Source organism: Terriglobales bacterium (genome assembly GCA_035573675.1).
Lineage (GTDB): Bacteria > Acidobacteriota > Terriglobia > Terriglobales > Acidobacteriaceae > DATMAB01.
Genome location: DATMAB010000027.1, coordinates 227,704 through 250,064, shown reverse-complemented (window position 1 = coordinate 250,064; position 22,361 = coordinate 227,704). Strand labels below are relative to the sequence as shown.

Genomic DNA, 22,361 nt, shown 5'->3' with positions numbered 1-22,361 from the left:
TTGGGGCGTTAGGACTGCTTCCGTTACGTTACATCAAAACCCTAGACCCATAAAGCCGTAGCAGCAGGCGTTGGGGAAATGTGGGAATCAAGTCCAAACGACTTATAACCTATACCTTCCAGGTCAAACTTCATGTGTCGAGGACGGCCGTCCGGAGCTCTTCCGGCTGAACAACCCAAGATGTCGTGGTCGGCGGTCGGCCTTTTCCCACGTCTTCCACAGGCATTCCACAGCAGTCATTACGGTGCCGGGGTGGAAAAGCCGGTCAAGGCCGCGCCGCATTAAGTCAGGGTCTCGGTCAGCTTGTTAAGCAGCCTGTTCAAATCCTTGTCTGTCTTGCGGACGTGCTCGATCTTGTCCACGGAATGCATGACCGTGGTGTGGTGCTTGCCGCCGAACTGGCGGCCGATTTCCGGCAGCGAGCACTCCGTCAGATGCTTGGCCAGGTACATGGCGATCTGCCGTGGATAGACGACAGCGCGCGAGTTATTGCGCGCCTTGATTTCCACCACCCGCATGCCGAACTGTTCCGCCACCGCCTTCTGGATGGCCTCGATGGTCACCTTGCGCGTCTGCGCGTCGATGATGTTCTTCAGGACCTGCTGTGCCGTCTGCAGGTTCAGAGGCGTAGCGGTGAGCGAGGAGTAGGCGATCAGCCGGATCAGCGCCCCTTCCAACTCGCGCACGTTGGAGCGAATGTTGGAGGCGATGTAGAGGGCCACGTCGGTGGGCAGAGGCACGCGCTCCCCTTCCGCCTTCTTCTGCAGGATGGCGACCTTGGTTTCCAGGTCGGGCGGCTGGATGTCGGCGATCAATCCCCACTCGAAGCGCGAGCGCAGCCGGTCCTCGATCTCCGCCAGCTCCTTGGGCGGGCGGTCGCTGGCGATCACGATCTGCTTCTGCGCCTCGTGCAGCGCGTTGAAGGTATGGAAGAACTCCTCCTGCGTCCGCTCCTTCTGCGCCAGGAACTGGATGTCGTCGATGAGCAGCACGTCCATGTTGCGGAAGCGGTCGCGGAAGCTGGACATCTTGTCGTAGCGCAGCGAGTGGATCACCTCGTTGGTGAACTTCTCGCTCGAGAGATAGCCGATGGAGCGCTGCGGTTCCCGGCGCTTGATCTCGTGCCCGATGGCCTGCATGAGGTGGGTCTTGCCCATGCCCACGCCGCCGTACAGGAACAGCGGGTTGTAGGCGCGCGAGGGACGCTCGGCCACGGCCAGCGCCGCGGCGTGCGCGAACTGGTTGCCGGCGCCGATGACGAAGGCGTCGAAAGTGTAGCGCGGGTTGAGCTGCGCGGCGCCGTCCCAGTCGAAGCGCCCCTGCACGGCACGGCCGCTGGTGCCCACGGCTGCAAACCCGCCATCCTGGCGCACCGGAGTCGCCGCCGGGTCCTGCTCGGGCGTGACGAATTCCACGTCCTCATAGTCCATGCCCAGCATCTCGATGGCTTCGTGGATGACGTCGCCGTACTTGTCGCCCAGGTGAGCGAATTCGGGCGTGGGCACGCGCACAACAAGGATCTTGCCGCGCGTGTGGCTGAAGCGCGTGGGCCGCAGCCAGGTGTCATAGGAGTGGCGCGTGACCTTCTGTTGCAGCCGGTCCAGGATGCGCGCCCATGGATTGGCGGCGGCGGCTGCGGCGGATGAGAGCGACATGTGCGAGCCTAAGAAACTTTCTGATGATGGATGAATTCAAACCGCGCTGCATCCTAGCACGAAAAACTTTTCTCCGGGGAACGCGAGCGCAGAATCGATTCGTCAGTGTCGCCTCTATTGAACGCACCGCCGGGGATTCGTCAAGTCCCTAATGGGTTAATAGCGCGAGAGTGGTGCAGGTAGGAACGTCGAGCGGAGATTTGCAATGGGCGAATTGTGAAGAGCGAACGATGAACCGTGAACGAAGAACTGCAAACAGTCACGTTGATCCTGATCCGTGCGCATCCATGTCCATCCGGGGCTGAGCTTTTTCTTTTGCGACCTCTGCGCTCAGCCTTGCGGGAGCAGTTCTTCCCGGATTCGCGCTGCGATCTGGTCGCGTACGCGGCGGAATACCTCCAGGCGCTCCGCACGCGAGCCCAGCGACGAAACTGGGTCCTCGATGCTCCAGTGCAACACCTGCCGCGCGCCCGGGAATACGGGACAGCTTTGCTTGGCCAGGTCGCACACCGTGATGACGTAGTCCATCGGCTGGCCGGCGAACTGGTCCACGCTCTTGGATTTTTGGCCCGAGATGTCGATGCCTAACTCGTTCATGGCCTCGATGGCCAGCGGATTCACCCCGACGGGGTACGTGCCCGCGCTGAACACCTCGAATCGCTCGCCCGCCCACTCGCGCAGCAGGCCTTCGGCCATCTGGCTGCGCGCCGAGTTGCCGGTGCAGAGAAACAGAACACGGGGTTTGGACATGGGCATGATGGTACCCCGCCAATATTAACGCGCGGTTACAGTCTCCCGGTTTGCCGCCCCTGCGCGCCATCCTTTATACTGAGCGTTCGTTCGCACAGCGTTGATCTGAGCAGGAGCGCAATCATCCATGCCCAAGCGTACGTTTCAGCCCAACCGCCGGCGGCGGTCGAAGACGCACGGTTTCCGCAAGCGCATGAGGACCCAGGGCGGCCGCAAGGTGCTCTCTCGGCGCCGCGCCCGCGGACGCAAGCGCGTCTCCGTGCGTCCCGGCTTCCGCGAGTAGGCGCGCGTTTCTGATTGTGGTTCACGGCACAGAGTCGGCCCGCTCGCAGCGCTTTCCGCGCTCGGTGCGCCTGCTGCGCCGTGCCGACTTCGACCAGGTGTATCGCCAGGGGCGCAAGCATTTCGCCGGCCACATGACCGTGTTCTTTCGCCGTCGTGAGCAGAACGGAGGCCCGCGCGTCGGGTTCACCGTGGGCAAGGTGCTGGGCCGCGCGGTGACGCGCAACCGCCTGCGCCGGCGCCTGCGTGAGGCGGTGCGCCGCCGGCTGATGTTGCTGGATGCGCCCGTCGACCTGGTGATCCATCCCAAGCGCTCGGCGCTGGACCTGGACTTCGCGCTGCTGGTGGCGGAAACGGAGAGCGCGTTCACCGCCATCCGCAGGCTGGTGAGGCAGCCCATCGAGACATGAAGGTCGTGCTCACATCTTTCTTGCGCGCCTACAAGCGGCTGCTGTCGCCGCTGCTGCCGCCCGCCTGCCGCTACACGCCGACCTGCTCTGAATATGCGCTGGAGGCGCTGGAGCGCCACGGCGTGGTGCGCGGGTCGGCGCTGGCGCTGTGGCGCTTGTTGCGCTGCCATCCGTTCGTGCGCGGCGGCTACGATCCCGTCCCTGAACCGGCCTCCTCCACTTCACTGAAGGCGGACACGATTTGAGCGAGTTCCAGAACCCCCAGCAAGATCCCGGCATGGAGAGGCGTCTGCTGCTGGCCTTCGCGCTCACCTTCCTGGTGCTGATGGTGATGCAGCCGCTGGTCTCGCGCTACGTGCAGAAGCCGCAGCCGCCGGCCCCGGAAACCGCGCCGGCCCCGGCCGCGACTCCGCCGGCTGCGCCCGCGCCCGCAGTTGCGGCGCAAGCTGCTCCCGCGGCGCCCGTGGCCGGCATTCAGGCGCAGGCCGAATCCGAGGCCGTCATCGAGAACGACCTCTACCGCATCACCTTCACCAACCGCGGCGCGCAGGTGAAGTCCTGGGTGCTGAAGAAATTCCAGGACAAGCCCGGTGGCCAGCCGCTCGAGCTGGTGCACACGCTCTCGGCCGAGAAATACGGCTACCCGCTGTCGCTCTGGACCTACGACGCCACCCTGCGCAAGAAGCTCAACGAAGCGCTCTATGTCGCCAGCGCCGGCGGCGCTCTCACTGCGCCTGCGGACATCATTTTCGAATACGCCGACGGCGAAACCAGTGTCCGCAAGGTCTTCCGCTTCGACCACTCCTACGTCGTGCACGTCGAGACGTCGGTCACCTACAAAGGCTCGCTGCAGCCGGCGTATCCAGCATGGCCTTCAGCCTTCGGCGACCAGCACCTTCCCGCGCAGTTCGCGCACGCACGCATCGTCTGGCAGAACGGCGGCAAGATCGAGCGCCTGGAGCCCAAGAAAGTCAGCGGCGGCAACACGCTGCCCGGCCCTCTCCACTGGGCGGGCGTCGAGGGCCAATATTTCGGCGTCGTGTTCCTGCCCGACGATCCGGGTCACGCCGCGCTCGTCACCCTGCACGAAGGGATGGAGATTCCTGAAGACCCGGCCAAGCCCGAGGGCGGCAAGAAACCTGTTCCCATCCTGGGAGCCGCGGTGGGCGACCCGCGCGGCGTCACCAGCACCCGCATCTTCGTCGGTCCGAAGAGTCTGGACGTATTGGGCTCGGTGCACGCCACGCCCCTGGCTGCGGACCTCGGCTGGGCGCCCGACCTCAAGGGCCTGGTGGACTTCGGCTTCTTCGGCTTCATCGCGCGGCCGCTTTTCCTGTGGCTGAAGTGGACGCACGACCACTGGGTCGCCAACTGGGGCTGGTCCATTCTTATCCTCACCGTGATCATCAACGTGGCCCTGCTGCCGCTGCGCCTTTCCAGCATGAAGTCGGCGCTCAAGATGCAGAAGGTGGCGCCGCAGATCAAGGCGGTCCAGGAAAAGTACAAAAAGTACAAGTTCAACGATCCCAAGAAGCAGGAGATGAACGCGGAGATCGCCGCCATCTACAAGCGCGAGAAGATCAACCCCGCCGGCGGATGCATCCCGCTGCTGCTGCAGTTCCCGTTCCTGATCGCGTTCTACACCATGCTGACCGTGGCCATCGAGCTGCGCCACGCCCCCTGGTTGTGGGTGAAGGACCTGGCCGCGCCCGATCCGTACTACCTGCTGCCCATCGGCATCGTGGTGAGCATGTTCCTTGTGCAGCGCATCACGCCGCAGGCCGGCATGGACCCCATGCAGCAGAAGATGATGAGCGTGATGATGCCGGTGATGCTGGGGGTGATCAGCATCACGCTCTCCGCCGGACTGGGCCTCTACTGGTCGGCCGGCAACGTGATCAGCTTCGTGCAGCAGATCCTGGTCAACCGCTCCAGCTTCGGGCGCGAGATGCGCGCCGAGATTGAAAAGAAGCAGCAGAAGCGCAAGAAATGAAACGCCGGACCGAGCTCTTATAATCGTCCTTCGTCGCCATGCCCATCGAAGACAAGGTCGCCGCGGCGCGCAAGATCGAGCACCTGCTGAAGACGCTGGTCACCGAGGGCGGCTTCCGCCTGCGCTACCGCATCGTGGTGGATCCGCCTGTGCCCGCCGATCGCGATTGGGAAACGCCCGAGATCCTGGTGGACCTTTCCGGCCCCGACAGTCCGCTGGTGCTGGAACGCGGCGCCGAACTCCTGCGCGCGATGGAGCACATCGCCCTCAAGGCGCTGCGCCTGGAGCCGGAAGAGCACGACAAGGTCAGCTTCGACTGCCAGAACTACAAAGCGCTGCGTCTGGAAGAGCTGCGCATGACGGCTGCGGTCGCCGCCGAAAAGGTCCGCAAGACCGGTATGCCCTACGAGTTCAGTCCCATGACCGCGCGCGAGCGCCGCGTGCTCCATCTGGCCGTGCGCGACTTTCCCGATCTGCGCAGTGAAAGTCAGGGCGAGGGCGGACGCCGCTACGTCGTCATCTTCCCCAAGGACTACAAACCGGGCGCTCCCCGACCCGGCGCCAGCCCCCACGTGAAGAGCTTCCGCAAAGGACGCTAGCGTCCGTTTGACGGTCCTCAGTCGCCGTCCTAACATGCCTGCCGGGTGAGTTTGTGGTTGGAGCCAGGCTAGGTCGCTACACCATCGTCGAGAAGATTGGCGAAGGCGGTATGGGCGAGGTGTACCGGGCCCACGATGACCGGCTCGACCGCCACGTCGCCATCAAGTTCCTTCCCGCCGGGACCTTCTCCGACGAATCCGCGCGTCGCCGCTTCCGCAACGAAGCCCTTGCCCTCGCCCGGCTGAATCACGCCAACATCGCCACGGTGCACGACTTCGATCATGAGGACGGCGCCGACTTCCTGGTGATGGAGCATGTGGCCGGCGAATCGCTCGATGTTCTGCTTCAGCGTGGTCCCCTGCCGGGAAAGGAACTCATCCGCGCGGCCGAGCAGGTGGCAGCGGCGCTCGACGAGGCCCACCAGCAAGGCATTATTCACCGCGACCTCAAGCCGGGCAACATTCGCCTGACGCCCAAGAAGCAGGTCAAGGTGCTCGACTTCGGGCTTGCCAAGCTCTTGCAACCCGCGGGGGCTGACACCGTCACCGCTACTCTGAGTTCGGCCCAGGCCGTGGAGGGCACCTTGCCCTACATGGCTCCGGAACAGCTGCGGGGCGAGCCGCTGGACGCCCGCACCGATCTGTGGGCGATGGGCGCCGTGCTCTATGAAATGGCGACCGGCCGACGTCCTTTTGACCAGAAGCTGGCCACTACGCTCACCGATGCCATCCTAAACCGACCGCCGGCCCCCCCGCGTTCGGCGCACCCGGAACTCAGTCCCGAGTTGGAGCGCATCATCCTCAAGTGTCTGGAGAAGGACCCGGAGAATCGTTACCAGTCGGCCCGCGAGCTCATGGTGGACTTGCGCCGGCTGGTTGCTTCCACCGAGCTTTCGACGGGCGTCGTGGTCCAGCCGGCGGCGGCCAGGCCGAGGCTGCGCCGCCTGGTGCCCGCTGTGGTGCTCCTACTGGTGATTGCGGCCGGCGCAGGGTACTGGCTTCTGCGCCGGCAGAACGTGCCCTCGCGCACCGGCCACATCCGCTCGCTGGTGGTGTTGCCCTTGAAGAATCTTTCCGGCGACCCCGCGCAGGAGTACTTTGCAGAGGCCATGACCGAGGAGCTGACCAATGAGATGGCGTCGCTGGTCTCGCTGCGCGTGATATCCCGCACCTCGGCCGGCCGCTATCGGGAGCCATCGAAGTCGGTGCGCGAGATCGCTCGCGAACTCGACGTGGATGCGGTGATTGAAGGCTCGGTTTTGCGCTTCGACGATCAGGCCCGCATTACGGTGCAGCTCATTGACGGCTCGACCGACCAGCATCTGTGGTCCAAGAGCTACACCCCATCGGCCGCCGATGTGATCCGTCTCCAGCGCGAGGTCGCCCGGGAGATCGCTCGCGAGATCCAGCTCACGCTCACGCCTCAGGAGCAGCAGCGCTTTGAATCGGCCGCCACGCGGAATCCCCAGGCCTACGAGGCCTATCTGCGGGCGACCTACCGGCTGCAATCGGTCTTTCGCAGCGTGGAGGATGTCGACGCCGCAATCGCCAACGCCGAGCAAGCCATTGCCCTGGATCCGAATTTCGCCGACGCCTATGTCGCCCTGGCCGCAGGCTCGGTGGGAAAGATCTTTGCGTGGCAGGGTGGCAACGAGTACGACGAGAAGGCTTTCGTGGCCCTGGGCAAGGCCCTGGCGCTCGATCCCAACCTCGCCCCGGCTTACGTGATTCGCGGCCGGCTGTACTACACCAAGCTGCGCGGCTTCGATATCGCCCAGGCAGTGGCGGATTACCGTCACGCCCTTGTCTTGAACCCCAATCTTGCCGAGGGCCACCAAAGCCTCGGCTCCGAACTGACCCATGCCGGTCTGCATCAGGAGGCGATTGAGGAGTTCCGGGCCACACTGCGCCTGAACCCGCATTTTGAAGGTGCGAAGTTCCGCATGGCGCGCGCGCTGTGGCAATCGGGCCGCTTTGCCGAGGCCCTAGAACAATTCGAGCGCAATAACATCGTGAACGCCGAAAAGGCTGTTACTTTGGCCTATCTGGACCGGCAGAAGGAGGCTTGGGAGGTAGTGGACCTCCTTAAGCTGAAGCAGGGCACGGCAACTCATCGTGGCGGCGGGCCCGACCTGGCAGATGTGGCGGCGGCGCGGGCCCTGCTCTTTGCTCGCGAGGGCAAACAGCGTGACGCCCTGCGCGAGATCGACACTGCGTACCAGTTTGGCAAAGACACGGACCACTTCCACCATGCGGCCTTCCTTATCGCGGGTGCCCAAGCCGAGCTGGGGAGGAAAGCCGAGGCGGTCGCGTGGCTCAAGCGTTTGGCTGACAGCGGAATGCCGAACTATCCCCTGTTCCGCGCCAACCCCAGCATGCGCAAACTACAGGGCGACCCTGCCTTTGAACAGTTCATGTTGCAGCTCAAAATCCGTTGGGATGAACTGGCCGCAAGCCTCTCTCGTCCGGCTTCGGTCGACCGCGGGGGACGCCTTGTCTCGCTGACCACGCGCGAAGGGACTCGCCAATCTTCGATGAACCAATGAATCTTTCGTCAATTTCCTTCTGCGCCTTCCCACAAAATGACTGGCGCTCGTTCCCTTAACTTGGCATGATGCGCTGGACCGCGGCCCGCCGTGGCGAGCGCGGCGAGGTGATGACCATGGCGACGGAAGTGGAACTGCTGGCCGAAGTCCCGTTGTTCTCCCTGCTGGGCGCGAAGCAGCGCCGCACCCTGGCCGAGGTCCTGAGCGCCCGGCATTTCGACAAGGGCGACACCATCTTCTCCTTCGGCGATGCCGGCGACTGCCTTTACGTGGTGCGCTCCGGCAGCGTCCAGGTGTTCGTGGAGAACTACGAAGGCGAGAAGATCATCCTGGCGGAGAACGGCCCGGGCGACCTGTTCGGCGAGATCTCCCTGCTCGATGGCGGCGCGCGCACCGCTTCCGCCGTGGCCGTCGAGGACACCGAAGTGCTCACCCTCGACCGCGAGCACCTGCTCGAGTTCCTCAAGCGTCATCCCCCGGCGGCGCTCGATCTGCTCACCGTCCTGGGCCGCCGCCTGCGGTCGACCGACGAGCTGCTGCGCAGTCAGGTCACGCGCAACGCCAACGAGGAGGAAGAAGAGCGCATGACCGTCGGGGAGCGCATTGCCGACCGCGTCGCCTCGTTCGGCGGTTCCTGGACCTTCATTCTCATCTTCGGCGCTTTCCTGATCGGCTGGATGTTCCTCAACGCCTTCATCCTGGCGTCGAGGGCGTTCGACCCGTTTCCGTTCATCCTGCTGAACCTGGCGCTGTCCACCATCGCTGCGTTGCAGGCGCCGGTGATCATGATGTCGCAGAACCGGCAGTCGGCGAAAGACCGGCTCAAGGCCGACCTCGACTACCAAATCAACCTCAAGGCCGAGCTCGAGGTCGCGCAACTGCACAGCAAGATCGACCGCATCTACGAGACCATGCAGGCGCAATTCGCCCGCTTGGGCCGTCCCACGGGCGCGAGCGCCGGCGAGCGCAGCGAGCCCGGTGGGAGCCCGCCGGCGAAATCGTGAGCGACCTCAACGCGGCAACTGGCTCGCCCTACGCCGGTATGCTCTGGCGCGCGCCGGGTTCCACTTCACTCAGCCTTCCGGTGGTCACGTCATAGATGAAGCCGCGCACGGGGATGTGCGCCGGGATCCAGGGATGCGAGCGGATCTTGAGTACTTGCTCGCGCACGTTCTCTTCCAGGTCACGGAAGGCGAAGAAGTGGGCCGGGCTGGCCGCCCGTGCACCCGTCTCCCGCCACAGCCGATTGCGGAACTCTTCCTCCTGAAAGGTCTGCATGCCGCAACCCGTGTGATTGATGACCACAAACTCCTGCGTCCCCAGCAGGTAGTGGGAAAGGATGAGAGAACGCAAGGCGTCCTCGGTCACGATCCCGCCGGCGTTACGGATGATGTGCGCGTCGCCGGTCTTCAAGCCGAGCGCCTGCTCCACGGTCAGCCGCGCGTCCATGCAGGCAACGATGGCCAGTTTCTTCGCCGGCGGCATGGGCAAATGCCCGAGCTGGAAGGTTTCAGCGTAGCGCCGGTTGGCTTCCAGGATCTCATCGGTCACGGTCATGGCGTTTCTCCTGTGACGGGTTTGGATGACGCCGGCCGCGGGCTGGATTCACAGCCGGCTCCGGCTCGTCCCCCGCCGGAGGGGGCCCATGCCGCGGCTCGCAAAGCCACTACAATCACCGTAGCACGGCATGCATCTGGAGGACACCATCGTCGCCATCTCCACCCCGCCCGGCCGCGGCGGCATCGGTGTGGTGCGGCTCTCGGGATCGGAAGCGCGCAGCATCGCGTTGCCGCTGCTCCGCCTGAAGCACGACCTCGAGCCCAACCGCGCCGTGTTCGGCGAGCTGATCGAGCCGGAGACGGGTGAGCGGATCGACGAGGTGGTCGCAACCTTCTTCCAGAAACCGCACTCCTATACCACCGAAGACGTGGTAGAAATCTCGACGCACGGCGCTCCGGTCGTGCTGCGGCACGTGGTGGAGCTGTGCCTAGAGCGCGGCGCGCGCCCGGCTGAACCCGGTGAGTTCACCCTGCGCGCCTTCCTGAACGGCCGGCTGGATCTCACGCAGGCCGAGGCAGTGCGCGACCTCATCGAGTCGCAGACGCTCTACCAGGCCAAGGTGGCGGCGCAGCAACTGGGCGGCGCGGTGTCACACCGCCTGGCGCCCATCAAGCAGGCGCTCGTGGAACTGATCGCTCGGCTCGAAGCCGGCATCGATTTTGCCGAGGACGATGTGCCGGTCCTGCCCGCGGAGCAGATTCTGGCGGGAATCGCCCGCGTGCGCGCGCCGCTGGCCGAACTCGAAGCCTCGTTCGCCTACGGCAAGCTCGTGCACGAGGGGCTGACGCTGGCCATCGTCGGGCGGCCGAACGTGGGCAAGTCGAGCCTGTTCAACCGGCTGGTGGAGCGGGAGCGCGCCATCGTGACCGCCTCACCTGGAACCACCCGCGACCTGGTGAGCGAGACCGTGGCGCTCGACGGCATCCCGGTGCGCCTGGTCGATACCGCCGGCCTGCGCGACGCGCTCGACGAGGCCGAGAGCATCGGTGTGCGCAAATCGCTTGAAGCGCTGGCCGATTGCGACCTCGCTCTGGTCGTGCTCGACGCCTCGCGCCCGCCCGCCGAGCAGGAGGAAGAACTGCTAAAGCTCGTGGCCGAGCGCCGTGCCATCGTGGTGGAGAACAAGATCGATCTCGCCGGCGATGTTCCGCGGCCACAACCCGCCGTGAACGGCATGGTGCGGGTGCGAACCTCCGCACTCACGGGCGCGGGAATCGCCGATCTGCGGCACGAGATCCGCGGCCAGTTGGGAGGCGCGGCTTCCGGCGAGCAGGAAGCCGGCTTCCTTACCAGCGTCCGCCACCAGGGGCTGGTGCGGGAATCGCTCGCGGCACTGGACGCCGCCGAACTCGCCACGCGCGAGGGCCTTCCGCACGAGATGCTGCTGCTCGACCTCTACAACGCGCTGCGGCCGCTCGATGCCATCACCGGCGCGACTACGGCCGACGACATCCTCAATCTCATCTTCAGCAGTTTTTGCATCGGCAAATGATAAGAACGACAAGAACTGACAATTGAAATCTAGGACCTCCCGGACCTTGCGCCGCAACCCGTTGATTCGCAAATACCCGGTGTAGGGGGCATACTCCACCCAAGCTTCCTGCGGTCGTCCGCGCTAGACTGTGCCCATGGCACGCGCACTGCGGCTCCTGTCCGTCCTGGTGCTCTGCGCCCTGGCAGCCTCGGCACAGGATCCGAAGAAGCTGAAGGGCATGCCGTTGGCGGTGAAGCCCGCACAGGAAGAACAGATCGGCGACCTCGCCGTCGCCCGCGCCGGCCAGAAGTGCGACAACTGGTCATGGGCCGCCGGTGTGGAGACGCTGCTCCAGCGCCAGGACGTCAAGCTCGGCCAGGAATTCTGGCTGCTGCGCGCCTACGCCGGCACGGTCTGCGTTTCGCCCCTCGGCGACGCGGAAAAGCTTGCCTCCGCGATCAACGGCGAATACGTGCTCGATGACGGCCGCAAGGTGCGGCTGGCCGCGCGCTTCCTCCCCGGCCCGCCCGCGCAGGCCGACTGGATGATCCTGGCGCTGCGCCGCGGGCATCCTTTCCTGTTGCTGTGGCGTGGCCACGCTTACCTGGTTCAGGGCGTGATCTATGACGAGTACATCGCGCCCACCGGCGCCCGCCTGTTCGAGATCCGAGAGTTCCGTCTGCTCGATCCCTTTGCCGAAGGCGACCAGCAGCGCGTCACCTTCGTCAAGGGCCGCGACGACGCCGCTGAGCTCGCCGGCACCCTGGACGTCGAGGCCACCTTCATCAAGCCGCCGAATTGGCTGGAGCCCGGAAAGCAGTAGCTAGCGGGTCAATGCGGCCAGAGCTTCGCGGAACAGCGCTTCGAAGGTATCGGCTTTGCCGTTGCGGGTGGCGGCGGCCAGGGCGCGTTCGGCTTGCGGGCGTCCGTAGCCCAGGTTGAGCAGCGCCGAGAGCACGTCTTCTTCGACCGGCGAAGCCGCCGGCGCGGCGGGCACGGCGCCGGCCAGCGCGTCCAGTTTGTCGCGCAGCTCCAGGGCCATGCGCTCGGCGGTCTTCTTACCGATGCCGGGGATGCGTGTGAGCCGGGCCACGTCGCCCGAGCGGATGGCCGCCACAAGCTGTTCCGCGGGCATCCCGCTCAAGACCGTGATGGCCAGCTTGGGCCCGATACCCGAGACCTGCAGCAGCCGCTCGAAGAGCTGCTTCTCTTCGGCGTGCAGGAAGCCGTAGAGCGCGAGCGCGTCTTCGCGCACGTGGGTGTGGACGAAGAGCGCCACCTCGCGGCCCACGTCGGGCAAACCGGAAAACGTAGGGATGGAGATGTTCACGTCGTAGCCGACGCCCGCGGCCTCCACCACAGCCTGGTTGGGATGCTTGGAAATAAGCCGTCCGCGGAGATGGGCGATCATGCTGGCGACATTTTAACCGCCGAAACCGCGGAGATCGCCGAGCTTTTGTGGCTGATGCTGTCTCGGCGTGCTCTGCGAGCTCGGCGGTGAAGAAGCTTTATCCCCTCCGCCGGTAGTACACGGCAAACTCAAATCCGGGATTAGGCGGGAAGAGTTCGGAGACCTTGCGCAGGCGTTCGGCCAGGGCGCGGGGCTGCAGCAGCGGATAGTCGCGCTCGCGCAATTCGTGGTAGTCCACATCCAGGTAGAGCGAGAGCAGGTAGATGGCGATGGCGTCCGAGAACGCGGCCGTGAAGTACTCCGTCTTGTGCTTTTCCTGGTCGGAGCCGGGAGCGGTCGCAAGCTTGCGCAGCTCCCAGGCATCGAGCGAGGTTTCGCCGCGCGCTTTCTCTTCCACCTGCTGCCACACCAGCCGGGAGAACGATTCAGGCACGCCGGCGCGCTCCACGAACGCGTGTCCCACATTGATGTAGAACTCGAAGGCCAGGGTGAAGCGGTCTTCGGAAAGGCGCGTGGAAATGAACACCGCTTGCGCGTCGCCCAGGGTCACGTTGCGGTGGCAGACGGCCTGGTCGCTCAGCGTGACGTCATAGCGATCCGCGATGACCGTGTCCTCGCCTTGGTCCAGGGTCAGCGGCACGAAGTAGTAGGCCTTGCGGTCGAGCGCTGCAGCGATGGCGCCCGGGACCGCGGCGATGATGCGGTCCAGGTTCGCAGCGGCCACGCCGGTTTCGCCCACGGCGGCGAAACAGATGCCGTTCGGCGCCTGCGACACCGGTGTGCCGCGGACGATTTCCGCGGCCGGCTTAGTCTCGGCCTGGAGGGTTTGGGACATCTACCTTGATTCTAGCTGAACGCGCGTGAGGGGATGGCACTTAGCACTTCCCATTTGGTCCCTGAACGGTCCAGTCGGACCGCTGACGGCTCAATGCCAAGTGCTAACCGCGGGGTTGGCCAGCAGCGTCTCATACTGCAGGATGACGCGGGTAGAGAGCCGGGGCGTGAACTGGTAGTTCCAGCGCGAGCGCAGGATGTGGTTGTTGAAGATACTGCGGCCGGCGTGGCGCTGGATGAGGCGCGTGCTCAGATAACCGTTGTCGATGAGCAGGTGGCGCGTCGGGCGTAACGTAATGCCATAGTCGCCGACGGAAAGATTCTCCAGGCGCGGCAGCCTGCCCGGCGAAGTTGGTCCCGGTGCCGGCGATCCAGTTAGGGTGGAGCCATCGAGGCGGCGGGTGGAGCTGGCCACCGCCTGGAACCCGGTTACCCAGTTGGCGTTGACTTTGAAGCGCCCGTCCACGCCGCCGACACGGTTGTAGCTGCCGTGGAACTCGCGGTCGGTGTAGATCATGCCCAGGGACGACTGCGCCCACAGGTCGCGATTCACGCGCAGGATGGCGAAGTAAGCCCGTGTGCCGGCCAGCGGGTCGGCGGCGGGCACGCGGCGGCCGGGAGACTGGTCGTCGGCCACCAGCGCGCCGATGCTGGTGCGGCCGACCTTTCCCGTCAGCCGCGCTCCCAACTGCGGGTCGGCGATGCGGCGGGTGAAGAAGAGCTGGATGGGCGTGTCAAAGTAGCTGGCGTTTTCCAGGAAGAACGGGCGCTCCTCGGGGAAGAACAACTCGAAGCGTTGGTTGGCGCTGACCTGCGGCTGATCAGATTCCACCTGGCTGAAGTCGGGGTTGATGGTGGTATCGAGCACCAGGCGGTCCTGGAAGATGAATTTGGCGTCCAGTCCGCCATCGACAGCGGCGGGCTCGCGCACGAAGCCGGCGGCCAGGGGGTCCAGCGCGCGCGAGGAGCGGAAGGCGCCGTAGGGCTGGAGTTGGATGTTGCGGCCCGGGGAGACGTTCTCCAGGCCTTCGAGGGTGGCCAACTGGTTCAGGCGGCCCTCGATGCGCAGGGTGTACTGCGGCCAGAAGCTCTCCTCGCTGCCGCGCGGGATGTCACGGGTGAGCAGGATGCCCCAGGTCTGGCGGGGCGTGGCCGGGAAGCGCAGGCTCTTGAAGGGCACGCGGATCCAGACGATGTAACCTTGCTCGGTCAGCGTGCCGCGGGTATCGAAGACTGTGTCGAAGCTCTGATCGAAGCCCACGCCCTCCACCCAGATGGCGTCGCCCTGGATGCCCAGCGGGTTGGAGCCGAAGACGTAGGCGCGGCGCTGGTCGCGGAACGTATCGAGCTGGATGGTGACGAAGTCGTCGCTGAAGATTTCGTTGCGCGCGCTCATACGGGCGCGGATCTTCTGCGGCTCGCGGTCGAAGCAGACGAACACGGCGTAGAGGTGCCGCTGGTCGTAGCCGAGATAGACCTCCGTGGGCTGGCTGACCGGCGCTCTGTCCACGGGAAACCGCTGCACAAAGCCGGTGACCCGCAGCATTTGCGTGGCGAGGTCGGGGGTCGGGCGCATCTCCGCGAAATCCTCCAGTGTGGGCGGACGTGTGAGGCGCGGCATGTGGAGAGTGGAAACGCTGACGACCGGGGAATCGGCACGCGCGGCACAGGTCAGAGCCAGCACCGCCAGCCCGGCCAGGCACGCGCGAGGCATGGTCATCTCCGGGAGACTGCGGCTCCGCTGCGGTTCACCAGCACCACGCCCAGAATGCCGACCGCTCCGCCCACCAGCGAAAGCCACGACGGCAGCTCGCCCAGCCACAGCCACCCGATCCCGGTGGCGATGGGCGGAACCAGATAAAGGAAGCTGGCGGTGCGGGCCACCGGCATGTGGGCCAATACGTAGGCCCAGGTGACGTAACCGATGGCCGCTGGGAACACGCCCAGGTAGACCCCAGCCAGGGTCGCTGCGAGCGGCGCCGGCGGCAGGCGGACGATCAGGGACGGAAGGAAAGGCAGCATGAACAGCGTTCCCACCCAGAGGGCGGCGGCGGTGAACTCGAAGGCGCTCATGCGGGCGAGCAGAGGCTTCTGCAGGATGAAGTAGGCGCACTGCGCCAGTGCCGCAACCAGCACCAGCAAGACTGCGGGTTCCAGGCGCAGGCCTCCGCCTTCGCCGGCGGAGATGAGCGCGGCGCCGGTGAAACTGATCAGGATGCCGGCCCAGGCCCCGGGGCGCAGGCGCTCGCGCAGCAGCAAGGCCGCGGCCAGCGCGCTGAACACCGGAACGGTGTTGCCGACGAAGCTGGCGGCGGCGGCGGTGACACGCAGTTCGCCGGTGTTGAGAGCCAGGTTGTACAGCGTGAACCCGAGAGCGCCGGCCAGCGCGATACGCTTCCAGTCCGCGCGCGCGGGCAGGCGGAATCCCGTGCGCAGGGCATAGACAGCGAGCACGGCGGAGGCCACCAGGTAGCGGAGGAGGGCCAGTTCGGCGGGCGCGTATCCGCGCAGTCCGGCGCGGATGCCGACGAACGCCGACGCCCACAGCACCAGCGTGACGGCAAGGGCAGCGACCGTCCTCCAATCTGCCAGAGGACGGTCGGCTGCCACCACCGTTTTGGGGACAACAACGTACTCACTCATGCGAGCCCGACCTTAGCCGGGAAAAATTTCCGCGCCCTCTCCGCTTCTTGCGCTCCAATTCAAATCGGCGGGGCCATTCGCCGGAATGGACAACGCGCTCATTCATAGAGCCGCCGGTCGATCACTGAGTTGAGGTTGCGGCGGTGGAAGAACGATTCGAAGTCCGTCGGCGTGACGCCCGCGGGAAAGCACTCGGCGGCAGCGATGCCCAGGATGGCTTGTTTCGGATCGGACTGCTGCCGTGCCTGTCGCACGCGTTCTTCCAGGCGCTGCAGGTAGTGCAGGCCATGGTCGAGGGCCACGGGCGAGGCCAGTCCCTGATGGCTGGCCAGCAGGCGTCCGCGACCGCGACGCTTCAAGTTGAGCAGCGCCTGAGCCAGCAGTTCGGGCGTGCTGTACAGGAAATAGACGAGGTTGCCCACCAGCGTGTCGCCGACGTGCAACAGGTCGGCCTCGGGAACCTCCACCCCCAGCGTGCTCATGGTGTGGCCGGGGTTGTAAAAGACGTCGAGGGTGAAACGGCCCCAGTGCAGCAGCAGGCTGTCGCCGAGGAGGATGTCGGGACGGCGGAAGAAACTGCGCTCCTCGTCGCTGCGGTATTGCTCGCTGTCGAAGGTGTGGCGATAGTTGCGGTGGGCGAGGACCTGCGCTTCAGGGAAGAGATTGAGACCGGCCAAGTGATCGCTGAAGTAGTGCGTGGCCAGGATGAAGCGAACCCGCTTGCCCAGCTCTCCCTCGACAAAAGCCTTGAGCTGCTGGGCGTCGGGACGGCCTCCGAGGGCGTCCACGAGAAGGGCTTCGCCGTTCGAGACATAGATGGTGGCGTTGGAGTCCAGGGCTTCGCCCCGGGCGAGATACAGGTCGTGATCCAGACGCTCGATCTTCACGGTACGCTCCTGAGCCGTCCGGCTCAGGAGCATTGGACGACGGGAACCATCCATTAATCACATTGTTTCTTTTCATTCAAAGCATGAGATAGACTCATGGACCCATGGGCGTGCAACTGGACGTGCGGCACCTGAAGCTGGTGGCCGCGGTGGCCGAGGAGGGCAGCGTGACGGCGGCGGCGCGGCGGCTGCACCTGACGCAGTCGGCGCTGAGCCATCAACTGCGCGACGCGGAAGAGAAGCTGGGCGCGCGGCTGTTCCTGCGCCTGGGGCGGCGCATGCAACCGACGCCTGCGGGCGAGCAGATGCTCGAAACAGCCCGGCGCGTACTCGCCGAGCTGGAGGGCGCGGAAGGCCGCATCCGGCGGCAGGGCCGGGGCGAAGGCGGCGTGCTGCGCCTGAGCACCGCGTGCTACACCTGCTACCACTGGCTGCCGGAGCTGCTGCGCGAGTTCCGCCAGCGGCACGGCGGCGTGGAGGTGCGCATCGATGCTCAGGCGACGCACCGGCCCGTGGAGGCGCTGCTCGAGGGCCGGCTCGACCTGGCCATCACCAGCATGCAGGGACCGGATCCGCGCCTGCGCATACGGCCGCTATTCGAGGATGAACTGGTGGTCGTGCTGCCCCCGCGACATCCCCTGGCCAGGGCGGAATTCATCCGCCCGCAGCAGCTTGCGGGAGAGACAGTGATCATCTATCCGCCGCGGGAGGACAGCTTCCTGTTGAACTTGTACCTGAAGCCGGCCGGCGTCGAACCCGCTGCAGTGCTCGAGATGCCGCTGACCGAAGCGGTGGTGGAGATGGTAAAGGCCGGGCTGGGTGTGGGCTTCCTGGCGCGCTGGGCGGTGGCGCCCTGCCTGACGAAGCGGGAGATTGCGGCGCGACCGATGACGCGCCAGGGGTGCCGGCGGCAGTGGAGCGCAGTCACACTGCGGCGCGCCCAGCCACCGGGCTACATCGAGGACTTCATCACCATGCTGGCGGATGAGAAATCGCCCTTTCGCGCCGCGCTGCGCGGGGCCGGCGGCGGCCCGCGCATCGCTGCCGCAGGCTGACCGTTCAGGTGCGCCATTCTCCGCTTGGCGGGATTTCACTCGCCCGCTCACTTCAATAGCGTAGAATGCCGGGACGCAGTTCTCACCGCGCCCCTACCGGCGGCGAGAACCGCGGCGGGAAAACCGGCATCTAACGAACCCATCGGGCCCCCCGTCTTCGGCCCGGTTCGCTGCACACCCATTTCCCGCAGGAGGAACGATGGACCGTCGTCGCAGCATCCAGGCCCATGAGGTGGTCGGCGCCTGGGGCAAGATCCTTACCGGGAAGGTCCCGTTCCTTTCCATCGAGATCACGCGTGAGTGCCCGCTGAGCTGTCCGGGATGCTACGCCTACGGCGACACCCACCTGGGCGGCGGAACCACCTTGCGCGACCTCAATGACCTGCGTGGTGACGACCTGGTGGAAGGCGTGGTCGGGCTGGTCAGGAAGCACAAGCCCATGCACGTTTCGCTGGTGGGCGGCGAGCCGCTGGTGCGGCACCGCGAGCTGAGCCGCATCCTGCCGCGGCTGAGCGCCATGAACGTGTTCGCCATGGTGGTGACCAGCGCGGTGATCCGCGTGCCGGTGGAGTGGATGAGCATCCCACGGACGCGCGTGGCCGTCTCCGTCGACGGGCTACCCGAGCACCATGACATCCGCCGCAAGCCGGCCACCTATGAGAAGATCCTCAAGAACATCGAAGGCTGCGAGGTCAACATCCACTGGACCATCACCCGGCCGATGATCGACCGCCACCGCTACCTGGACGAGTACGTGGCCTTCTGGAACGCGCGGCCGGAGTGCAACAAGATCTGGGCCAGCCTGTACACGCCGCAGCGGGGCGAGCAGACGCCGGAAATGATCCCGCTGGAGGCGCGCCCGCAGGTGGCGAAAGAGCTGGCGGCGCTGGGCAAGAAGTATCCCAAGCTGCTCATGCCGGAAGGCGTGGCGCATGCCTTCGTCACCCCGCCCGCGACCCCCAAGGACTGTGTCTTCGCGCAGATGTCGGTGAACTACTCCGCCGACCTCACCAGCCGGGTGGAGCCCTGCATCTTTGGCGGCGATCCCGACTGCAGCCAGTGCGGCTGCGCCGCCAGCGTGGGGCTGAAGTGGCTGGGCGAGATCCCGCTGGCCCTGGGCCTGAAGCCCGGGCACATCATGCGCAGCTCCATCGCCATCGGCGCTCTGGCGCGGCGGCTCGATCCGCGCTCGCCCGAAGGCGTGCGCTGGGCGCCCAAGCCTGCGGGCAAGAGCGAACTGGTGCAGATCAAGGGCTGAGATTTTCGAAGCTGGTTGACTATTCGCCCGCAGCCGTGACCCGGCGTCTCAAGCTCGCATCCGAGCTGCGCGACCTCTGCCTCTCACTCAAGAAGGCGGGCAAACAGCTCCGCGAACAAGAGCGGAATGCCGCTGCTCTCGAAGGTTCCCGGCACACTCCGGCTTCGGATTCTCGCCGCAGCACACGATAGCTCCTCACTCTCGCAAAGCCCTGAACGTCGCATGCTAAACTTTGGATTTTCGCGCTATGTCTGAAACCATCCAGGTCCAGCTCCCCGACGGCAGCGTCAAGTCGGTGCCCAAGGGAACGACTCCGCTGGAGATCGCGCGGTCGATCGGGCCACGGCTGGCCGAGTCGGCGCTGGTGGCGAAGACCAATGGCGACCTCATCGACCTGACTCGCCCGCTGGAAAAAGACACTGTGCTGCGCATCCTGACGGAGAAAGACCCGGAGGCGCTGGAAGTCTTCCGCCATTCCTCCGCGCACCTTCTGGCGGCGGCGGTGCTGGAGCTTTTCCCGGAGACCAAGCTGGGCCACGGTCCGGCGACCGAGAGCGGCTTTTTCTACGACTTCTATCGCGAGCAGCCGTTCACGCAGGAGGACCTGGAGCGCATCGAAAAGAAGATGCAGGAGCTGGTGGAACAGGACATCCCCTACGCCCAGGAGCACCTGCCGCGGGCGGAGTGGCTGGAGCGTTTCCGCGCCGAAGGCGACTTCATGAAGTGCCACTTCATCGAGCAGTTCACCCGGCCGGACGAGACCATCTCCATCTATCGCACGGGAAAGTTCCTGGACTTCTGCCGCGGGCCGCACATCCCCTCCACCGGGCGCATCAAGGCGTTCAAGCTGCTGAACGTGGCCGGGGCCTACTGGCTGGGCAGCAAAGAGAACGCCCAACTGCAGCGCATCTACGGCATCTCGTTCTATTCGAAGAAGGAACTCGACCAGTACCTGCACCAGATGGAGGAAGCCAAGAAGCGCGACCACCGTGTGCTGGGCAAGCAACTGGACCTGTTCTCCATCCAGGACCTGGCCGGGCCGGGGCTGATCTTCTGGCATCCCAAGGGCGGCATCGTCCGCAAGCAGATGGAAGACTGGCTGCGCGAGGAGTACCTGAAGCGCGGCTACTCGCTCGTCTATACGCCGCACATCCTGCGCGTGGACGTGTGGAAGACCAGCGGGCACGAGGGCTACTACGCGCAGAACATGTACCCCGCGATGGAAATGGACGACGCCAACTACCGCGTGAAGCCCATGAACTGTCCGGGGCACATCCTCATCTACAAGACCGGGCTGCGCTCCTACCGCGACCTGCCCATGCGCCTGGGCGAGCTGGGCACGGTGTACCGCTACGAGCTTTCCGGCGTGATGCACGGCCTGCTGCGCGTCCGCGGCTTCACCCAGGACGACGCCCACATCTTCTGCACCCCGGAGCAGATCGAGGACGAGATTGTCGCCTGCCTCGACTTCGCCCTGGCGGTGCTCAAGACCTACGGCTTCGAGCAGTACGTGGTGGAGCTTTCCACCTGGGATCCCAAAGACCGCAAGAACTTCCTCGGGCGCGACGAGCAGTGGGAGATGGCCAATCGGTCGCTGGAGAACGCGCTCAAGCGGCGGGAGCTCGAGTACAAGTTCATCCCCGGGGAAGCGGCATTCTACGGTCCCAAGATCGACATCAAGCTGGTGGACGCCATCGGGCGGCTGTGGCAGCTCACCACCATCCAGTTCGACTTCAACCTTCCCGAGCGCTTCGACCTGGAGTACGTGGCCGAGGACGGCTCACGCAAGCAGCCGGTCATGGTGCATCGCGCGCTTTACGGTTCGGTGGAACGATTCTTCGGCGTGCTGCTCGAGCACTACGCAGGCGCGTTCCCGCTGTGGCTGGCGCCGGTGCAGGCGGTCGTGATTCCCATCAGCGAGCGGCACCACGAGTACGCCGGGAGAGTCGCGAAGGAACTGGAAGCCGCGGGCGTGCGCGTGCATCTGGACGCGCGCAACGAGAAGATGAACGCCAAGATCCGCGAGCATGCCCTGCAGAAGGTCCCGTACATGCTGGTGGTAGGAGACAAGGAAGCGCAGGCCGGCAGCGTCAACCTGCGCACCCGCGGCAAAGAGAAGACCGAGGACATGCCGCTGGCCGCCTTTGTTGATCGCGCGAAGCGGCACATCATGGAGAAGACAGCAACACTTTAGCCGCCGGTCCACGCGGATCTCACGCGGATCGGGCCCGCGTCAGGGCTGCTCGGCTGCAACCTCGCCCAGCACCTCCAACACCTCGCTCAGCGGCTTCTTCGTGATGTCCGGCACCTTGGCGTCTCTCGACGGATAACCTACGGGGATCAGCAGGTACGGCCGTTCGTTCTTGGGCCGCTTGAGGATGCGGCTGAGGAAGCCCATGGGACTGGGCGTGTGCGTCAGCGTTGCCAGTCCCGCGATGTGCAGTGCGGCCAGCAGGAACCCGCAGGCCAGCCCCACCGATTCCATCACGTAATAGTGCTTACGGTGGACTTCCTCTCCGCCCGGCCCCGTTTCAAGTGCATAGTCCAGGCGGAAAACGACGATGAGATAGGGCGCGACCTCGAGGAATTCCTTGTGCCAGTCCGTACCCAGCGGCGCCAGCGCTTCCAGCCACTCGTTGGGGGCGCGATGTTCGTAGAAGGCGCGCTCTTCCTCCTCCGCGGCCAGGCGGATCTCGCGCTTGACGGCCGGATCGCTGACCACCACGAAGCGCCAGGGCTGCTGGTTGGCACCCGAGGGAGCGCCGGCGGCCACGCGGATGGCGCGTTCGATCAGCTCCAAGGGCACCGGGTCGGGCGAGAACTCGCGCACCGTGCGTCGCCGCCGCATGGTCTCTGCGAAAGCGGCCAGCCGCGCCCGCTGCTCTTCGGGGGTGGGGCGCTGATAGTCGAGCGGGATGAACCTCGGCTGCGCGGCGGACATCGTGCCTCCTGGCAACACGGGGGGAGAGTCTAAACCAGCTTGTAAGATGCCCGAACGAGCGCC

General features: G+C 65.5%; 21 protein-coding genes. 12 read left to right on the top strand and 9 right to left on the bottom strand.

Annotation, left to right across the window (positions count from 1 at the left end):
- Positions 1–281: 281 nt before the first annotated feature.
- Together dnaA and VNK82_13650 are read right to left on the bottom strand one after the other, a co-directional pair.
- On the bottom strand, positions 282–1,655 hold the full coding sequence (dnaA, locus tag VNK82_13655) for a chromosomal replication initiator protein DnaA (protein HXE91997.1): 1,374 nt from the start codon (positions 1,653–1,655) through the stop codon (positions 282–284).
- Positions 1,656–1,985: 330 nt separating this feature from the next.
- On the bottom strand, positions 1,986–2,405 hold the full coding sequence (locus tag VNK82_13650) for an arsenate reductase ArsC (GenBank protein ID HXE91996.1): 420 nt from the start codon (positions 2,403–2,405) through the stop codon (positions 1,986–1,988).
- A gap of 127 nt (positions 2,406–2,532) precedes the next feature.
- Here VNK82_13650 and rpmH point away from each other — a divergent pair, with 127 nt between their 5' ends.
- The 7 genes from rpmH to VNK82_13615 all read left to right on the top strand — a co-directional run bounded on the left by rpmH (position 2,533) and on the right by VNK82_13615 (position 9,239).
- Positions 2,533–2,688 (top strand): 50S ribosomal protein L34, encoded by a 156-nt coding sequence (gene rpmH / locus VNK82_13645; protein HXE91995.1) that lies wholly within the window; start codon positions 2,533–2,535, stop codon positions 2,686–2,688.
- Between the two features lie 16 nt (positions 2,689–2,704).
- The gene (rnpA, locus tag VNK82_13640) at positions 2,705–3,097 is read left to right on the top strand and encodes a ribonuclease P protein component (protein HXE91994.1); all 393 of its coding nucleotides are present in this window, start codon (positions 2,705–2,707) and stop codon (positions 3,095–3,097) included.
- A gap of 5 nt (positions 3,098–3,102) precedes the next feature.
- On the top strand, positions 3,103–3,342 hold the full coding sequence (gene yidD / locus VNK82_13635) for a membrane protein insertion efficiency factor YidD (protein HXE91993.1): 240 nt from the start codon (positions 3,103–3,105) through the stop codon (positions 3,340–3,342).
- Positions 3,343–3,374: 32 nt separating this feature from the next.
- Positions 3,375–5,090 (top strand): membrane protein insertase YidC, encoded by a 1,716-nt coding sequence (gene yidC / locus VNK82_13630; protein ID HXE91992.1) that lies wholly within the window; start codon positions 3,375–3,377, stop codon positions 5,088–5,090.
- Between the two features lie 38 nt (positions 5,091–5,128).
- Positions 5,129–5,689, top strand: a complete 561-nt coding sequence (locus tag VNK82_13625; GenBank protein HXE91991.1) for a R3H domain-containing nucleic acid-binding protein — start codon at positions 5,129–5,131, stop codon at positions 5,687–5,689.
- Between the two features lie 53 nt (positions 5,690–5,742).
- A complete protein-coding gene (locus tag VNK82_13620; protein ID HXE91990.1) occupies positions 5,743–8,235 on the top strand; it encodes a protein kinase in 2,493 nt (830 codons plus the stop codon).
- A gap of 65 nt (positions 8,236–8,300) precedes the next feature.
- A complete protein-coding gene (locus VNK82_13615; protein HXE91989.1) occupies positions 8,301–9,239 on the top strand; it encodes a DUF1003 domain-containing protein in 939 nt (312 codons plus the stop codon).
- A 28-nt stretch (positions 9,240–9,267) separates the two neighbouring features.
- Here the strand turns inward: VNK82_13615 and VNK82_13610 are convergent, their stop codons facing one another.
- A complete protein-coding gene (locus VNK82_13610) occupies positions 9,268–9,792 on the bottom strand; it encodes a carbonic anhydrase (protein ID HXE91988.1) in 525 nt (174 codons plus the stop codon).
- A gap of 130 nt (positions 9,793–9,922) precedes the next feature.
- Here VNK82_13610 and mnmE point away from each other — a divergent pair, with 130 nt between their 5' ends.
- A complete protein-coding gene (gene mnmE, locus VNK82_13605; GenBank protein ID HXE91987.1) occupies positions 9,923–11,287 on the top strand; it encodes a tRNA uridine-5-carboxymethylaminomethyl(34) synthesis GTPase MnmE in 1,365 nt (454 codons plus the stop codon).
- A 136-nt stretch (positions 11,288–11,423) separates the two neighbouring features.
- Positions 11,424–12,092 carry a hypothetical protein gene (locus VNK82_13600; GenBank protein ID HXE91986.1) on the top strand — a complete coding sequence of 223 codons (669 nt, stop codon included), beginning with the start codon at positions 11,424–11,426 and terminating at the stop codon, positions 12,090–12,092.
- Here VNK82_13600 and ruvA read toward each other — a convergent pair whose 3' ends face one another.
- The 5 genes from ruvA to VNK82_13575 form a co-directional block, all read right to left on the bottom strand.
- Positions 12,093–12,680 (bottom strand): Holliday junction branch migration protein RuvA, encoded by a 588-nt coding sequence (gene ruvA / locus VNK82_13595; GenBank protein HXE91985.1) that lies wholly within the window; start codon positions 12,678–12,680, stop codon positions 12,093–12,095.
- A gap of 97 nt (positions 12,681–12,777) precedes the next feature.
- Positions 12,778–13,515, bottom strand: a complete 738-nt coding sequence (locus VNK82_13590; GenBank protein HXE91984.1) for a hypothetical protein — start codon at positions 13,513–13,515, stop codon at positions 12,778–12,780.
- Between the two features lie 90 nt (positions 13,516–13,605).
- Positions 13,606–15,228 carry a DUF5916 domain-containing protein gene (locus tag VNK82_13585; protein ID HXE91983.1) on the bottom strand — a complete coding sequence of 541 codons (1,623 nt, stop codon included), beginning with the start codon at positions 15,226–15,228 and terminating at the stop codon, positions 13,606–13,608.
- A gap of 2 nt (positions 15,229–15,230) precedes the next feature.
- Positions 15,231–16,157: a DMT family transporter gene (locus VNK82_13580; GenBank protein ID HXE91982.1), complete on the bottom strand. Its 927-nt coding sequence runs from the start codon at positions 16,155–16,157 to the stop codon at positions 15,231–15,233.
- A gap of 98 nt (positions 16,158–16,255) precedes the next feature.
- A complete protein-coding gene (locus VNK82_13575) occupies positions 16,256–17,044 on the bottom strand; it encodes an MBL fold metallo-hydrolase (protein HXE91981.1) in 789 nt (262 codons plus the stop codon).
- A gap of 104 nt (positions 17,045–17,148) precedes the next feature.
- On the opposite strand from VNK82_13575, the gene VNK82_13570 reads away from it, so the two are divergent.
- The 3 genes from VNK82_13570 to thrS all read left to right on the top strand — a co-directional run bounded on the left by VNK82_13570 (position 17,149) and on the right by thrS (position 21,551).
- On the top strand, positions 17,149–18,099 hold the full coding sequence (locus tag VNK82_13570) for a LysR family transcriptional regulator (protein HXE91980.1): 951 nt from the start codon (positions 17,149–17,151) through the stop codon (positions 18,097–18,099).
- A 199-nt stretch (positions 18,100–18,298) separates the two neighbouring features.
- On the top strand, positions 18,299–19,357 hold the full coding sequence (locus VNK82_13565) for a radical SAM protein (GenBank protein HXE91979.1): 1,059 nt from the start codon (positions 18,299–18,301) through the stop codon (positions 19,355–19,357).
- A 247-nt stretch (positions 19,358–19,604) separates the two neighbouring features.
- Positions 19,605–21,551, top strand: a complete 1,947-nt coding sequence (thrS, locus tag VNK82_13560; GenBank protein HXE91978.1) for a threonine--tRNA ligase — start codon at positions 19,605–19,607, stop codon at positions 21,549–21,551.
- Between the two features lie 39 nt (positions 21,552–21,590).
- Here the strand turns inward: thrS and VNK82_13555 are convergent, their stop codons facing one another.
- Positions 21,591–22,298, bottom strand: a complete 708-nt coding sequence (locus VNK82_13555; protein ID HXE91977.1) for a nitroreductase family protein — start codon at positions 22,296–22,298, stop codon at positions 21,591–21,593.
- Positions 22,299–22,361: the final 63 nt, after the last annotated feature.

What these genes read in the sequence shown, in the direction of transcription:
- dnaA (HXE91997.1), bottom strand. Translation starts at nt 1,655, where the DNA reads ATGTCGCTCTCATCCGCCGCAGCCGCCGCCGCCAATCCATGGGCGCGC.
- VNK82_13650 (HXE91996.1), bottom strand. Translation starts at nt 2,405, where the DNA reads ATGTCCAAACCCCGTGTTCTGTTTCTCTGCACCGGCAACTCGGCGCGC.
- rpmH (HXE91995.1), top strand. Translation starts at nt 2,533, where the DNA reads ATGCCCAAGCGTACGTTTCAGCCCAACCGCCGGCGGCGGTCGAAGACG.
- yidC (HXE91992.1), top strand. Translation starts at nt 3,375, where the DNA reads ATGGAGAGGCGTCTGCTGCTGGCCTTCGCGCTCACCTTCCTGGTGCTG.
- VNK82_13625 (HXE91991.1), top strand. Translation starts at nt 5,129, where the DNA reads ATGCCCATCGAAGACAAGGTCGCCGCGGCGCGCAAGATCGAGCACCTG.
- VNK82_13615 (HXE91989.1), top strand. Translation starts at nt 8,301, where the DNA reads ATGATGCGCTGGACCGCGGCCCGCCGTGGCGAGCGCGGCGAGGTGATG.
- VNK82_13610 (HXE91988.1), bottom strand. Translation starts at nt 9,792, where the DNA reads ATGACCGTGACCGATGAGATCCTGGAAGCCAACCGGCGCTACGCTGAA.
- mnmE (HXE91987.1), top strand. Translation starts at nt 9,923, where the DNA reads ATGCATCTGGAGGACACCATCGTCGCCATCTCCACCCCGCCCGGCCGC.
- VNK82_13600 (HXE91986.1), top strand. Translation starts at nt 11,424, where the DNA reads ATGGCACGCGCACTGCGGCTCCTGTCCGTCCTGGTGCTCTGCGCCCTG.
- ruvA (HXE91985.1), bottom strand. Translation starts at nt 12,680, where the DNA reads ATGATCGCCCATCTCCGCGGACGGCTTATTTCCAAGCATCCCAACCAG.
- VNK82_13590 (HXE91984.1), bottom strand. Translation starts at nt 13,515, where the DNA reads ATGTCCCAAACCCTCCAGGCCGAGACTAAGCCGGCCGCGGAAATCGTC.
- VNK82_13585 (HXE91983.1), bottom strand. Translation starts at nt 15,228, where the DNA reads ATGCCTCGCGCGTGCCTGGCCGGGCTGGCGGTGCTGGCTCTGACCTGT.
- VNK82_13580 (HXE91982.1), bottom strand. Translation starts at nt 16,157, where the DNA reads ATGAGTGAGTACGTTGTTGTCCCCAAAACGGTGGTGGCAGCCGACCGT.
- VNK82_13570 (HXE91980.1), top strand. Translation starts at nt 17,149, where the DNA reads ATGGGCGTGCAACTGGACGTGCGGCACCTGAAGCTGGTGGCCGCGGTG.
- VNK82_13565 (HXE91979.1), top strand. Translation starts at nt 18,299, where the DNA reads ATGGACCGTCGTCGCAGCATCCAGGCCCATGAGGTGGTCGGCGCCTGG.
- thrS (HXE91978.1), top strand. Translation starts at nt 19,605, where the DNA reads ATGTCTGAAACCATCCAGGTCCAGCTCCCCGACGGCAGCGTCAAGTCG.
- VNK82_13555 (HXE91977.1), bottom strand. Translation starts at nt 22,298, where the DNA reads ATGTCCGCCGCGCAGCCGAGGTTCATCCCGCTCGACTATCAGCGCCCC.